The sequence below is a fragment of the Aeromonas sp. BIGb0405 genome (assembly GCF_024807335.1).
In the GTDB taxonomy this organism is placed as follows: Bacteria; Pseudomonadota; Gammaproteobacteria; order Enterobacterales; family Aeromonadaceae; genus Aeromonas; species Aeromonas rivuli.
Genome location: NZ_JANUEP010000001.1, coordinates 434,277 through 447,578, shown reverse-complemented (window position 1 = coordinate 447,578; position 13,302 = coordinate 434,277). Strand labels below are relative to the sequence as shown.

Sequence of the window (13,302 nt, the reverse complement as noted above, 5' to 3'; positions counted from 1 at the left end):
AAGCGACCCCGCGTCGAGGCAAATGGCATCTGGCGTGATGTCAGCCAGGGCGCGGCGGCAAATTCCTGTTGAGCCTCATGGATGAATAGTGGATCATTGTCGGTTTCTAAGCGGGGGCGCGCGGTTGCCCCATGAGCTGAGACATTCGAGGTGAATTCATGAGCGAGGCGAGCAGCCCAACCAACTTTATCCGTCAGATCATCGATGAAGATCTGGCCAGTGGTAAGCACAAGAGTGTGCATACCCGTTTCCCTCCCGAGCCGAACGGTTATCTGCATATCGGCCATGCCAAGTCCATCTGCCTGAACTTCGGCATCGCCAAGGATTACCAGGGCCAATGCAACCTGCGCTTCGATGACACCAACCCGGTCAAGGAAGACATAGAGTACGTCGAATCCATCAAGCAGGACGTGCAGTGGCTCGGCTTCGAGTGGAGCGGCGAGATCTGCTACTCCTCCGACTATTTCGACAAGCTGCACGGCTATGCCATCGAGCTCATCGAGAAGGGGCTGGCCTATGTGGACGAGCTCTCCCCCGAGCAGATGCGCGAGTATCGCGGTACCCTGACCGAGGCGGGCAAGAACAGCCCGTTCCGCGATCGCAGTGTGGAAGAGAACCTGGCGCTGTTTGCCAAGATGAAGAACGGTGAGTTCGCAGAGGGCTCTGCCTGCCTGCGCGCCAAGATCGACATGGCATCTCCCTTCATGGTGATGCGCGATCCCGTCATCTACCGCATCAAGTTTGCCCACCACCACCAGACCGGTGACAAGTGGTGCATCTATCCGATGTACGACTTCACCCACTGCATCTCGGACGCCCTGGAGGGGATCACCCACTCCCTGTGTACCCTGGAGTTCCAGGACAACCGCCGCCTGTATGACTGGGTTCTGGACAACATCAGCATCGACTGCCACCCCCGTCAGTACGAGTTCTCCCGCCTGAACCTCGAATACACCGTCATGTCCAAGCGCAAGCTGAACCTGCTGGTGACCGAGGGGCACGTCAGCGGTTGGGACGATCCGCGCATGCTGACCGTCTCCGGGCTGCGTCGTCGTGGTTATACCCCGGCGGCCATCCGCGAGTTCTGCAAGCGCATCGGCGTGACCAAGCAGGACAATATCGTCGAGATGAGCATGCTGGAAGCCTGCATTCGCGATGATCTCAACGAGAATGCTCCCCGTGCCATGGCGGTGCTGCACCCGGTGAAGGTGGTCATCGAGAACCTGGCCGCCGACGAGGTGCTGACCGCTCCGGCGCATCCGAACAAGCCGGAGATGGGCACGCGTGAACTGCCCTTCAGCCGCGAGATCTTCATCGACGAGGCGGACTTCAAAGAGGAGGCGAACAAGCAGTTCAAGCGTCTGGTGCTGGGCAAGGAAGTACGCCTGCGCAATGCCTATGTCATCAAGGCCGAGCGGGTCGAGAAGGATGCAGAGGGCAAGGTCACTTGCATCTACTGCTCCTATGACCCCGAGACCCTGGGCAAGGATCCGGCCGATGGCCGCAAGGTGAAGGGGGTGATCCACTGGGTCAGCGCCACTCACTCCCTGCCTGCGGAGATCCGCCTGTACGATCGTCTGTTCAAGATGCCGAACCCCGCAGCCGAAGACGACTTTGAAGGGGCGCTTAACCCGGATTCCCTGATGATCATCAAGGGTGCCCGGGTCGAGGCTTCCCTCAAGGACGCCAAGCCGGAGTTTGCCTACCAGTTCGAGCGTGAAGGGTATTTCTGCGCCGACAACAAGCTCTCCAGCCCGGAGCAGCTGGTGTTCAACCGCACCGTGGCCCTGCGTGACGTCTGGGGCAAGGCCGAGGCCTGATCGCGACGGTCTGACAAGAAGAGGGCAGGGGAGACCCTGCCACTCTGGTCCGGATTGCGGACACAAAAAAAGCCAGCGTGATGCTGGCTTTTTCATGGCTGCTCGCGGCCGACAGTGTTATTCGTCGTGCTTGCAGTCGCCGTTCGCGCAGTGACCATACAGATAGAGGCTGTGGTTGGTCAGGCGGATGTTGTGGTGTTTGGCGATGTCGCGCTGACGCTGCTCGATCACCTCGTCGGAGAACTCGATCACCTTGCCACAATCGAGGCAGACCAGGTGGTCGTGGTGTTCCTGGGTCGACAGCTCAAACACGGACTTGCCGCCTTCGAAGTGGTGACGGGTCACGATACCGGCATCATCAAACTGGTTCAGAACGCGATAGACGGTCGCCAGACCAATCTCTTCACCATGATCGATCAGTCGTTTATAGAGGTCTTCGGCACTGGTGTGCTGGCATTCCGGCTGCTGCAGGATCTCGAGGATCTTGACACGCGGCAGTGTGATCTTGAGCCCGGCCTTTTTTAACGCTTGATTATTGTCTGGCATATTCACTTATTCGCATTCTCGAAGGTGGGGTTATTCTGAGTGACTGGCGCGGGAATGGCAACCTTCAACTCAGGTCAGATGTCATTATAGGTCTTGTGGTCACCAGAAATAAACCCAGTGATTAAAGGGGTTTAGCCGAGATGTTCTCGCAAGACACCCGCATTAGATTATTTTCGCCCCCTTGTCTGGTGGCCGATTGTTGTTAAGATGTAACACCTGTTTGTCTGGTCGGATGAGATCCATGGATTGGCTTTTTGACAATGCGGCCTGGGTGCGCCGCGCCCTCAATGCCTGGCCTCCTTTCTGGGGGGCTGGCATCAAGATAGAGCTGCTCAGCGATGATTTTCGCACTTGCCGGGTCAGCCTCAAGTCGCGGTGGTGGAACAAGAACGCCAATCGCACCCAGTTTGGCGGCAGCATGTTCGCCATGACGGATCCCATCTATCCCCTGATGCTGATGGGTTACTTCAAGAATCACTACTATGTGTGGGACAAGGCGGGCAGCATCAACTACATCAAGCCAGGCAAGGGCAAGCTGGTGGCCGAGTTCAACCTGACCGAAGCCAAGTTGGCTTCGATCCAGGCTGCGACCCGTCAGGGGGACAAACACTTCCCCGAGTTTGATGTATTGGTAAAAGATCAGAAGGGGGAGCTGGTCGCCGAGGTCAAGCGCACGCTCTATGTGCGCCAGCGCAAGGAGCGTAGGGGGGATGGCGTGAGTGGTGGGTGACAGCCAAGGTCAATGCCCCGCAACATCCCATAAAAAAACGGCCTCGAGGGCCGTTTTTTTATCAGAAATGACTCACTCGAGTTCGGCGAGGCACATCTCTTCATGGATCTGCTTGCTCCAGCCCTTGACGCGCTCTGCGGTCAGTTCTGGTTGGCGATCCTCATCGATACCCAGACCGACGAAGTGCTTGTCATCGACCAGGGCCTTGGAGGCCTCAAAGTCGTAGCCCGCAGTCGGCCAGTGGCCAATGATGATGGCGCCCTTGGCCTCGACGATGTCACGCAGGGTGCCCATGGCATCGAGGAAGTACTCGGAATAGTCTTCCTGATCACCGCACCCGAAGATGGCGACCAGTTTATCGGTGAAGTCGATCTCTTCGAGTTCCGGGAAGAAGTCATCCCAGTCGGCTTGGGCTTCGCCGTAGTACCAAGTCGGGATACCGAACATCAGCAGGCTGAAGCTGTCGATGTCGGCCTTGCTGCTCTTGGCGATGTCACGGACTTCAATCAGTTGTTTGCCCAGTTCTTTCTGGATCATCTTGGCGACAGCTTCGGTATTACCGGTATCGCTGCCGAAAAACAGACCTACACTTGCCATAGTGTTTAGTTACCCGTATTTGGTGTTGATGCTTAACGGTCAGATCAGCTGACCCGCCACGAGAGCAGAGTCGATCTGTTGCTTCAGGATAGATTGGATCAGCTCGGCGCGGCTGACGTTCTGTTGCAGCGCAAGTTGGTTCAGGCGCTCCAGCATTTCGGCTTCTACCTTTAACTCTACTCGCTTCAGTCCATTCTCCCGATCGCGCTTGAGCTGATTGCGCTTGTTGATCTTGAGCTGGGTCTCGCGGGGGAGTGGATTGGTTTTCGGCCTGCCGGGGCGCTTCTCATTTGCGAACAGATCCAATGTTGTTCGATCAGTTTGCTGTTTGGCCATACTTCATCTATGAGCAGTTAGCCGAGACCCGAGCCTTCCCAGCTCAGTTCGATCAGCCCCTTGGCGACAAAACCCGCGCAACCTAAAAACAGTACCAGCCAGACAATGAAGCGACCGAAACGGGGCACATTGCCGCGTTTGAGTACGTCCTGGATAGCCAGGCCAATCAATAGAAAGACAGCCACGAAGAATAGTTTCAGGCCCAGACTCTCGATCAGTTCAATGTGTTGGCTCAGCATGGATTGCGCACACTCCTTATGACGGGCCGCACTATATCACAAAGGATTTGAAACTGTTAACCGCCTATCGACAGGAAATCCACAACCAACTTGTTGAACAAAACCGGCTTCTCGGCGTGTAACCAGTGGCCTGTTCCGGCGATGATGCGTGCCTTGGCCGCGGGGAATTGGGTCATCACCGTCTCGGTATAGGCGGGCAGCATATAGTCCGACTCACCGCCCTTGATAAACAGGGTCGGCCCCTCGAAACGGCTCAGACTATCTGGCCAGCCCATGATGTTGGCGTAGTTGTGCTCAAGGGCCCGCACATTGAAGCGCCAACCCCAACCAGATTCCCCCTTGGCGAAGGATTTGAGCAGGAATTGCCGTACTCCCGGGATCTCGATGTGTTGCGCCAGCAGCGCCTCGGCATCGCTGCGGCTCTGGGGGGGAGTGGCCAGGGTGGCATTGAGCCCGGCAAACACATTTTGATGGCGGGCATGGGGATAGGCGACCGGTGCCATGTCCGCCACTATCAGCCGCTCGACTCGCATTGGCGCCTGTTTGGCCAGCTGCATGGCGACTTTGCCTCCCATGGAGTGACCAATCAGGCTCGCCTTCTCGATGTGCAGACTATCGAGCAGCGCCAGCAGATCGGCCGCCATCAGGGGATAGCTCATCTCATCCGAGTGAAAGGAGGCGCCGTGGTTGCGCAAGTCGAGGCTGATGACGCGATACTGGTCCGTCAGCGCACGGGCCAGCAGGCCCAGGTTGTCCAGGCTGCCAAAGAGGCCATGGATCAATACCACGGCCGGGCCCTGGCCTTGATCCTTGTAATTAAGCAGCGGCAGGGTTGATGAAGGGGCTGACAATGATGGTTCTCCTGTGCGGTCAATCCGGGATCCTGGCGTCTGGTTCAGGTTTCTCGCTCCTGTGGGCCAGAAATGCGCCATGGGTGGCCTGGATCACTATCTGATGCGCCATTATGCCGTATTCTCGAGGAGATTCATGCACATCTGACGGGCCGCTTGGGCCGCCGGGTCTGGCTATGTATAATCGCACCATCCCACTTTCTGTGAGCCCAGCGCCAACCCTATGAAAACCATCGAACTTGATGACGATCTCTACTTCTATATTGCCAGTCAGACCCGTCACATTGGCGAGAGTGCTTCCGATATATTGCGCCGCCTGCTGGAGCAGTCCGCTCACGCCAAGCTGAACGCGGCGCCGCGCCAGGCTGAGCCGTTGACGCCGGCGACCGTGCAGACCATGGCCCCTGTCACTCAGGACAAGTCTGGGATACAGGCCTTGCTGGCGTCGGGGGCCCTGCAGCAGGAGGAGAAATCCATCAACCGTTTCATGCTGCTGTTGGGGGCGCTCTATCGGGATGATCCGGCGAAATTTACCCAGGCAACCGAGATAAAAGGGCGCAAGCGCGTCTATTTCTCCCAGGATCCCGAGGCCCTGCGCGCCAGTGGCAGCACCACCAAGCCCAAGCCGGTACCGGATACCCCTTTCTGGGTGATCACCAATACCAACACCAGTCGCAAGCAGAATATGGTTGCCCAGCTGATGGCCAGCATGGGTTATGACGAAGCCCTGATTGCCGAGGCATGCGGCACCGTATGATCCTGAGCCTCGGCTCACAGGGTTCTTGTTTTTGAATGTGCGGGGCCTTCGCAAGGGCCTGTTTCGTTAAGCAGCAAATGCGTATAGCAGCAAGGATAACGCCATGGCACAGCATCCTCATGCCGGTCAACCGGCCCGTTTAAGCGACCTGACCAACATTCCCCGTCTGGTCAGCGCTTACTACCTCAACAAGCCGGACATGAGCCGCCCCGAACAGCGGGTGGCCTTTGGCACCTCTGGTCACCGCGGCAGCGCCCTGCACAATGCCTTCACCGAATCCCACATCCTGGCGGTGACCCAGGCGCTGGTGGAATACCGCCAGCAGGCCGGCATCACGGGGCCGCTGTTTGTCGGCATGGATACCCATGCCCTGTCCGAATCGGCCTTTGCCAGTGCGGTTGAGGTGTTGGCGGGCAACGGCGTCGAGACCCGCATCGAGGCGGATCTGGGTTTCACGCCGACCCCGGTCATCTCCCACGCCATCTTGCATCACAACGCCGGCAAGCCTGCGGCCTTGGCGGACGGCGTGGTGATCACCCCCTCCCATAACCCGCCGGAAGACGGTGGCTTCAAGTACAATCCCCCCCACGGCGGCCCCGCCGAAGGGGAGATCACCAAGTGGGTGGAAGAGCGTGCCAACGCCATTCTGGAAGCCGGTTTGGTCGGGGTGAAACGCATGCCGTTTAGCGATGCCCTCAAGAGCCCGCTGGTGGTGCGGCACGACTACGTCACCCCCTATGTGGATGACCTTGGCAACGTGCTGGATCTGGACGCCATCAAGCAGGCTGGCATCAAGATAGGGGTGGACCCCCTCGGTGGCTCCGGCGTGGCTTATTGGGACGTGATTGCCAAGCGCTATGATCTCGACATCGAAGTGGTCAACTACAAGGTGGATCCCACCTTCTCCTTCATGACCCTGGATAAAGACGGCAAGATCCGTATGGACTGCTCCAGCCCGTTCGCCATGGCGGGGCTGATTGCCCTCAAAGACAAGTTCGACATCGCCCTTGGCAACGATCCCGACTACGACAGGCACGGCATCGTCACCCCCGCCGGGCTGATGAACCCGAACCACTACCTGGCGGTTGCCATCCAATATCTGTTCACCCACAGAACCGGCTGGCCCAAGGCGGCAGCGGTCGGCAAGACCCTGGTATCTTCTTCGATGATTGACCGGGTCGCCGGCGAGATTGGTCGGACTCTGAAAGAGGTGCCGGTCGGCTTCAAGTGGTTCGTGGATGGCCTCTACAGCGGCGAGTTTGGCTTTGGCGGCGAAGAGAGCGCCGGCGCCTCCTTCCTGCGCAAGGATGGCAGCGTCTGGACCACCGACAAGGATGGTTTCATCCTGGCGCTGTTGGCCGCTGAAATCCTGGCTGTGACCGGCAAGGATCCCCAGGCCCACTATGATGCCCTGGAAGCGAAATTCGGCCGCTCCAGCTACCGCCGTATCGATGCGCCAGCCAACAGCGCCCAAAAAGCGGTGCTCGCCAAGCTGGATCCCGCCCTGGTGGAGGCTTCCATGCTGGCGGGTGATCCCATCATCGCCAAGTTGACCCGGGCACCGGGCAACGATGCCGCCATCGGTGGCCTCAAGGTGACCACAGAGCACGGCTGGTTCGCGGCGCGCCCCTCGGGCACCGAGTCCATCTACAAGATCTACATGGAGAGCTTCAAAGGCGAGGCGCACCTGGATCTGATCCAGCAAGAGGCCCAGCAGATTGTCTCCGCGGCCCTGGCCAAGGCTGGCGTCTGAGTCAGCGCGCTCGCGTTGCAAGCAATCGAAAAAGAGGAGCCATGGTGGCTCCTCTTTTTTATGGCTGATGGCCAGGGGCCTCATCGCGGCTCGGTTCTGGTCACTCCCTCTGCGACGGAGGGCCGACGGCGCTTAAACGGATTGTTCAGGGGCAGTTTCATCAGCAGCAGGGAGAGCAGTATCACCCCAATGCCCAGCCACTGAAGCCCACCCAGGGTCTCGCCCACCATCAGCACCCCGAGGGAGACCGCCACCATGGGATTGGTGAGGGCCAGCATACCCATCACCTCGGGGCCGTGGCGCTTGAGCCCCCACAGCCAGGCCCAGTAGGCCAGTGCGGTGTTGAACAGGATCAACCAGACCAGCCCTGGCGCACTGGATGGCTGCGGCATCGGCATGGGGCCTGCCAGAGTCCATGCCAGCGGGATCAGCATCAGCCCCCCGAGCAGCAGTTGCCAGGCGGTCAGCGCCAGCAGATCGCTCACCGGCCAGCGCTGCATCCAGCGGCTCGACTGGCCGATGAGCAGGGTGGCCAAGAGGGCGCAACCTACTCCTATGGGATCCAGCCTGGCGGAAGGGTTGAGCAGCAGCAACACCCCAGCGAGACCCATCAGTCCGAGCAGCAACCACTTCAAGGTCGGGCGTTGACCATCTTGCAACCAGGCGAGCCCCATCAGGATCAGCGGCAGGGTCGCCCCCAGGGTGCCCGCCACCGCCCCCGGCAGGCGGAAGGCCGCCACGAACAGTAAGGCGAAGAAGGCGGTGATGTTGCAAAACGCCAGCAGGAACTGCTTGCCCCAGGGCAGTGGTGGCCAGCGGGGATGGAGCAACAGCAGCAGGATGCCAGCGGGCAATGCTCGCCATACCGCAACCCAGTAAGGGGAGTAGTCGGTCAGGGAGAGGGTGACCACGGCATAGGTGCTGCCCCACAGCAGGGGGGCGAGCAGGGCAATCAGGATGGGCATGATATATCTCTTCGGTAAGTATCTTTAAGTGAAGATACATTAGTGGTGATTTGTTTTATTATCAAGTATCTCGATATAAAGATAAGTGGCAGCGCTATGGCAGAGGATCATGTAGACCAGTTGTTGGCTCAATGGGCACGGCAGAGACCCGATCTCGATTGCAGCCCCATGGGAGTACTGGGTCGGGTGGCGCGCATGGCGGCCATCGCCGGGCGGGAGGTGAGCGACGAGCTCAAGGAGTGCGGCCTGCTCGGCAGCGATTTCGACATATTGGCGACTCTACGCCGGGCCGGTGAGCCGCTCACCCCGACCGCGCTCTATCAGTCTGCCATGTTGAGCTCGGGGGCCATGACGGCCAGACTCGACAAGCTGGAGCAGCGCGGGCTCATCGAGCGTCAGGCGGCGCCTGATGATCGGCGCAGCCTGCTGGTCAACCTGACCGAAGCGGGTCTGGCGCTGGTTGATCAGGCGGTCGAACGCCATGTGGCCAACGAGCGGCGCCTGCTCGCCCCCCTCAATCAGGAGGAGCAGGTCCAGCTAGCGGCCCTGCTCAAACGCTGGTTACTGGAAAACGAGTGATGGCACAGATAAAAAAGGCCCCTTTCGGGGCTTTTTTTTGCATTTTGAGTCGGACTCAGTAACCGCGGGCGGCCTTGACCGCCAGACCCAGCTGCCAGACCGCCATGGCGTAGTGGGTGCTGTGGTTGTAGCGGGTGATGGCGTAGAAGTTCGGCAGACCGTACCAGTACTGGTAGCTGTTACCGACATCCAGTCGCAGCAGGCTGGCCTTGCTGTGAGCGCCGAGTGGCGCTATGGGGGAGAGGCCGGCCCGGCGCAGGGTGTCCAGGCTATAGCTCGTCTGGAAGCCGGTTTCGAACCCGGGCGCCTGGCCCTGGGCTCTGACCGCCACCTGATCGCCCTTGCGCCAGCCGTGGGCCTGGAAGTAGTGGGCCACGCTGCCGATGGCATCCACCGGATCCCAGAGGTTGGTGTGGCCGTTGCCGTCAAAGTCCACCGCATAGCCGTGGAAACTCGACGGCATGAACTGACCATACCCCATGGCGCCAGCGTAGGAGCCGGTCGGCTCGCTCGGATTGATGCCTTCGTTGCGGGCCATGATCAGGAACTGCTCCAGCTCGCCGCGGAAGAAGGTGGCGCGGCGGGGATAGTCAAAGGCCAGGGTGGCCAGGGCATCCAGGATCGGGGTCTTGCCCATCACCCGGCCCCAGCGGGTCTCGATCCCTATGATGCCGACGATGATCTCGGGGGGCACGCCGTACTGGGCAGAGGCACGATTGAGCTCGGTCTCGTAGTCGCGCCAGAAGTTGACACCATTTTGCACATTGTCCTGGGTGATGAACTTGGCGCGGTAGCGATTCCAGGCGCCGTTGGGACCGCTTGGACCCGTTGCTACCGGGGCCTGGCGATCCATCAGGTTGATGATCCACTGCTCGCGAGAGGCCTGGGAGAGGGTGTTGTGCAGCTCGGCGCGATCGAAGCCGTGCTTGCTGACCATCATGGCAATGAAGCTATTGACCGCGGGGTTGTTGGCAAAGTCCCCCGCCAGTACCCCGGATGATGGTTGCTTGGGGGGCGGCGTGAGCAGGAAGCTGCTGTTTGTCTGTACCTTGGGCACGGCGACAGGCTCGTTGGCAGCGCTGCTGCAGCCGATGAGCAGGGGAAAGAGAACGGCGAGGGGTATGAAACGATGCATAAGGCTTCCAACAGCACAGAAAACAGGATGTCGCCATGGTAGTGGATCCATGGCGATGCGCAAGCGTCCCATCATAGGGGCAGAAGCCAGGGTTCAGGATTTGAGGCTGTGGTAGCCACTCCAGATCCGGGTCGCCACCGTAATGAGGCAGAGGGTGGCAAAGCCGTAGGCCAGGAGAGCAAACCAGTGAGGGAACAGGCACATGAGCACGAACAGGGCGATGGTCTCGCTCCCCTCGGTCAGGCCTCCCAGGTAGTAGAGCGACTTGTGATGGTAAACGGGATTTTCGATGCCGCGTTTGCCCGCCATGATGGCAAAGGCCAGAAAGCTGGAGCCGGTGCCCATGAAGGCGAACAGCAGGGTGGCGGCGGGCAGGGCATTGGCCGGGGTCGCCAGGGCAAACCCCAGCACCACGGCGGCATAGAAAATAAAGTCGAGGGTGATGTCGAGAAAGCCCCCGCAGTCGGTGATGCCGCATATCCGGGCGATGGCACCATCGAGCCCGTCCATGATGCGATTGAGCAAGATGCAGACGAGGGCCAGTTCGAACTGGCCGACGGCGAGCAGGGGCTGGCTCAGCATGCCGATGAGAAAGCCGGTGATGCTGACCTGGTTGGCGCTGATGCCCAGGCGGGCCAGGGGGCGGGCGAGCAGGCTGAGCGGACGGCGGATCAGCACGATGGCGTGGCGGTCAAACAAGGGATCTTTCCTCTGGCAGATGGGGGGCTGGTTGCCTCATTGAGGCCAGATCCAGGATGGCGGCGGGGGCATCTTCCTCATCGTGGCTGACCAGAATGGCCGGCATGGCGCGGTTGGCTATCTCCTCGAAAACCAGGGCGCGAAACGCGGCCCGTAGCGGCTTGTCGAGGCGTGCGAAAGGCTCATCCAGCAAGATGGCATCCGGCTCGGCGAGCAGGGTGCGCAGCAGGCTGACCCGGGCCTTCTGGCCGCCGGAGAGGGCACCAGTATGACGGTCGGCCAACTCTGCCAGCCCGACCCGGGCCAGCGCCTGCTGGGCTTGCTCACGCCGTGCCCCCCCTGTTATCTCGGCGGGCATGCCAAACATCAGGTTCTCCACGACGCTCAGGTGCGCAAACAGCAGATCGTCCTGGAACAACATGCCGATGCGGCGTCGATAGGCGGGCAGCTCGCTGAGGAGGCGATCCCCGAGCCATATCTCCCCGGCAAGCTGCAGGGGGCCTCCCCGGGGCAATACCCCGGCCAGGCCAGCCAGCAGTGAACTCTTGCCGCAGCCGCTTGGCCCCATCAGGGTCAATACCTCCCCGGGTGCTACGCGGCGCCCGGGCAGGTGCAGCAGCGTCTGCTGGCCCAGGGTCAGAGTCAGGGGGCCCAGGTGCAGGGGTTGGGTCATGGGGTGGTCTCCATCGGATTGGACCTGCGCGGCAGACGCAGCGCCAGGGCGTAGATCAGCAGCGGCAATGTCAATTGCAACAAACCATAGAGGCTGGCGAGGCGGCGGTTGAGGCCAGAGCCGATGGCCACGGCTTCGGTGGTGATGGTGGTGATGCGCCCGGCGCCAAACAGCAGGGTCGGCAGATATTGCGCCAGGCTGACGGCGGCGCCCACGGCGCAGGCAAAGGCCAGGGGGCGCAGTAACAGCGGGCCCTTGACCCGCCACCAGACTTGCCAGGGGTTGGCCCCCAGGGTGGCGGCCGCCTGGGCCAGACGATCGTCAAATTGACGGTAGGGCCCATACAGACAGAGATAGAGATAGGGATAGACAAACAGCAGCTGACTCCAGAATACCAGGGCGCTGCCGACCGGCAGACCGAGCCAGTCGGCGCCAAGGCGGGCACCCAGCAACAGGCTGGCCTGGGGCAGCAGCAGCGGCAGGCAGACCAGCCAGAGTGGCCAGGGCCTGCGCCCGCGCTGGGCCTCCAGGGCAAACACCACCAGGATGAGGGCCACGATGGCGGTCGACAAGGCAAGCCAGGTGCTGTGAGCCAGGGGCTGGGCGATGTCACCGATCGCCTGTTGCCAATGGTGCCCGCTCCACTGGCTGGGCCAGGGGGCGGGGAAGGACCAGCGGCGGGTGAATGACCAGAGGAGCAGGGCGGCCAGCACCAGCAGGTTGAGTGCCAGCAGCAGAGCGGTCAGGGTGGCGCTCAGGGCCGGGGCAAGCCGGGCAGCGGCGCGTTGGCGCTGGCCATTGAGCATCCAGCCCTTGCCCCCGTGCAGATGCAACCCCTCGAGGGCGCGCAAGGCGCCGAGCAGCAGCAGGTTGAGGCCAAACAGCAGCAAGGCGCCATTGTTGGCCAGGGCGCGCCAGCCTAGATCGGCATCCTGATACCAGCGCCAGAGTCGCACCGCCAGGGGCGCCGGTTGAGTGGGGCCGAGCAGCAATCCAAGATCGACCACTGCCAGACCATAGGCTGCCACCGCATAGAGCGGCAGACGCAGACTGGGCCAGAGGCTTGGCAGGATCAAGCGCCACCAGATCTGGGCCGGGCGAAACCCCAGGCTCTGCCCCAGCCACTGCTGACGGGCAAGCAGACGAGGATCCAGGGCACCGAGCGCCATCAGCAGCAGGAAGGGGGTCTCTTTCAGAACCAGCATGGCGATGAGACCCAGACCCCAGGGATCATGCAGTGTCTGCCAGTCCGGTGGCAGGCTCAGCCCGGTGAGTCCGGGGGAGACCAGTCGCAACAACCAGCCAGACGGGGCGATAAGAAAACCAAAGCCGATGGCAAAGGCCACATGGGGCATGGCCAGCAGGGGGGCGAGCAGGCGGCGCAGCAGGGCGAAGCTGCGATTTTCACTGTGGGCCAGCAAGAGGGCGACCAGCAGCAGGCTGAGCAGGCTGGAGGCTGAGGCTATCCAGAGGCTGAGCCAGATGGACTCCCCCAGGCCAGGCTGGGCCCAGAGCCGCAGCCAGGGTTCGGGATCCCTGGCTTGAACAAGCAGGACAAGCAGACCCGCGATCAGAGGGAGCCAGAGCAGGGCCGCCGTCAGCGGCAGGATCAGGTGTCGCAT

Annotated in this window: 15 protein-coding genes; 5 read left to right on the top strand and 10 right to left on the bottom strand. The window is 61.1% G+C overall.

Annotation, left to right across the window (positions count from 1 at the left end; genetic code table 11):
* The first annotated feature begins 158 nt into the window (after positions 1-158).
* Positions 159-1,820 (top strand): glutamine--tRNA ligase, encoded by a 1,662-nt coding sequence (gene glnS / locus M2366_RS02170; protein WP_259268828.1) that lies wholly within the window; start codon positions 159-161, stop codon positions 1,818-1,820.
* Positions 1,821-1,937: 117 nt separating this feature from the next.
* Here the strand turns inward: glnS and fur are convergent, their stop codons facing one another.
* Positions 1,938-2,366, bottom strand: coding sequence for a ferric iron uptake transcriptional regulator (fur, locus tag M2366_RS02165; RefSeq protein ID WP_005894855.1), 429 nt, complete (start codon positions 2,364-2,366; stop codon positions 1,938-1,940).
* A 241-nt stretch (positions 2,367-2,607) separates the two neighbouring features.
* Here fur and M2366_RS02160 point away from each other — a divergent pair, with 241 nt between their 5' ends.
* Complete coding sequence (locus M2366_RS02160) at positions 2,608-3,096, top strand: DUF4442 domain-containing protein (RefSeq protein ID WP_224432578.1); 489 nt, start codon at positions 2,608-2,610, stop codon at positions 3,094-3,096.
* A 72-nt stretch (positions 3,097-3,168) separates the two neighbouring features.
* Here M2366_RS02160 and fldA read toward each other — a convergent pair whose 3' ends face one another.
* Genes fldA through M2366_RS02140 form a run of 4 tightly spaced genes read right to left on the bottom strand, consistent with a single transcriptional unit; the run spans position 3,169 to position 5,119 of the window.
* The gene (fldA, locus tag M2366_RS02155) at positions 3,169-3,693 is read right to left on the bottom strand and encodes a flavodoxin FldA (RefSeq protein WP_005894859.1); all 525 of its coding nucleotides are present in this window, start codon (positions 3,691-3,693) and stop codon (positions 3,169-3,171) included.
* A 39-nt stretch (positions 3,694-3,732) separates the two neighbouring features.
* Positions 3,733-4,029 carry a LexA regulated protein gene (gene ybfE, locus M2366_RS02150; protein ID WP_005894861.1) on the bottom strand — a complete coding sequence of 99 codons (297 nt, stop codon included), beginning with the start codon at positions 4,027-4,029 and terminating at the stop codon, positions 3,733-3,735.
* 17 nt (positions 4,030-4,046) lie between these two features.
* Entirely contained in the window at positions 4,047-4,268 is a 222-nt protein-coding gene (locus tag M2366_RS02145) for a DUF2788 domain-containing protein (protein ID WP_005894863.1), read from the bottom strand.
* Positions 4,269-4,324: 56 nt separating this feature from the next.
* On the bottom strand, positions 4,325-5,119 hold the full coding sequence (locus M2366_RS02140; RefSeq protein ID WP_259268827.1) for an alpha/beta fold hydrolase: 795 nt from the start codon (positions 5,117-5,119) through the stop codon (positions 4,325-4,327).
* Positions 5,120-5,342: 223 nt separating this feature from the next.
* Here M2366_RS02140 and seqA point away from each other — a divergent pair, with 223 nt between their 5' ends.
* Both seqA and pgm read left to right on the top strand, forming a co-directional pair.
* The gene (gene seqA / locus M2366_RS02135; RefSeq protein WP_042039711.1) at positions 5,343-5,876 is read left to right on the top strand and encodes a replication initiation negative regulator SeqA; all 534 of its coding nucleotides are present in this window, start codon (positions 5,343-5,345) and stop codon (positions 5,874-5,876) included.
* 103 nt (positions 5,877-5,979) lie between these two features.
* Positions 5,980-7,629, top strand: a complete 1,650-nt coding sequence (gene pgm, locus M2366_RS02130; protein ID WP_259268826.1) for a phosphoglucomutase (alpha-D-glucose-1,6-bisphosphate-dependent) — start codon at positions 5,980-5,982, stop codon at positions 7,627-7,629.
* An 80-nt stretch (positions 7,630-7,709) separates the two neighbouring features.
* Here pgm and M2366_RS02125 read toward each other — a convergent pair whose 3' ends face one another.
* Entirely contained in the window at positions 7,710-8,594 is an 885-nt protein-coding gene (locus tag M2366_RS02125) for a DMT family transporter (protein WP_224432581.1), read from the bottom strand.
* A 96-nt stretch (positions 8,595-8,690) separates the two neighbouring features.
* Here M2366_RS02125 and M2366_RS02120 point away from each other — a divergent pair, with 96 nt between their 5' ends.
* Positions 8,691-9,173, top strand: coding sequence for a MarR family winged helix-turn-helix transcriptional regulator (locus M2366_RS02120; RefSeq protein WP_259268825.1), 483 nt, complete (start codon positions 8,691-8,693; stop codon positions 9,171-9,173).
* A 55-nt stretch (positions 9,174-9,228) separates the two neighbouring features.
* Here M2366_RS02120 and mltB read toward each other — a convergent pair whose 3' ends face one another.
* The 4 genes from mltB to M2366_RS02100 form a co-directional block, all read right to left on the bottom strand.
* The gene (gene mltB, locus M2366_RS02115; protein WP_259268824.1) at positions 9,229-10,308 is read right to left on the bottom strand and encodes a lytic murein transglycosylase B; all 1,080 of its coding nucleotides are present in this window, start codon (positions 10,306-10,308) and stop codon (positions 9,229-9,231) included.
* Positions 10,309-10,401: 93 nt separating this feature from the next.
* Positions 10,402-11,007, bottom strand: coding sequence for a CDP-alcohol phosphatidyltransferase family protein (locus M2366_RS02110; RefSeq protein WP_259268823.1), 606 nt, complete (start codon positions 11,005-11,007; stop codon positions 10,402-10,404).
* A complete protein-coding gene (locus M2366_RS02105; protein WP_259268822.1) occupies positions 11,000-11,680 on the bottom strand; it encodes an ATP-binding cassette domain-containing protein in 681 nt (226 codons plus the stop codon). The genes M2366_RS02110 and M2366_RS02105 overlap by 8 nt, the downstream gene beginning before the upstream one ends.
* On the bottom strand, positions 11,677-13,302 hold the full coding sequence (locus M2366_RS02100) for an ABC transporter permease (RefSeq protein ID WP_259236287.1): 1,626 nt from the start codon (positions 13,300-13,302) through the stop codon (positions 11,677-11,679). Before M2366_RS02100 ends, M2366_RS02105 begins: the two co-directional genes overlap by 4 nt.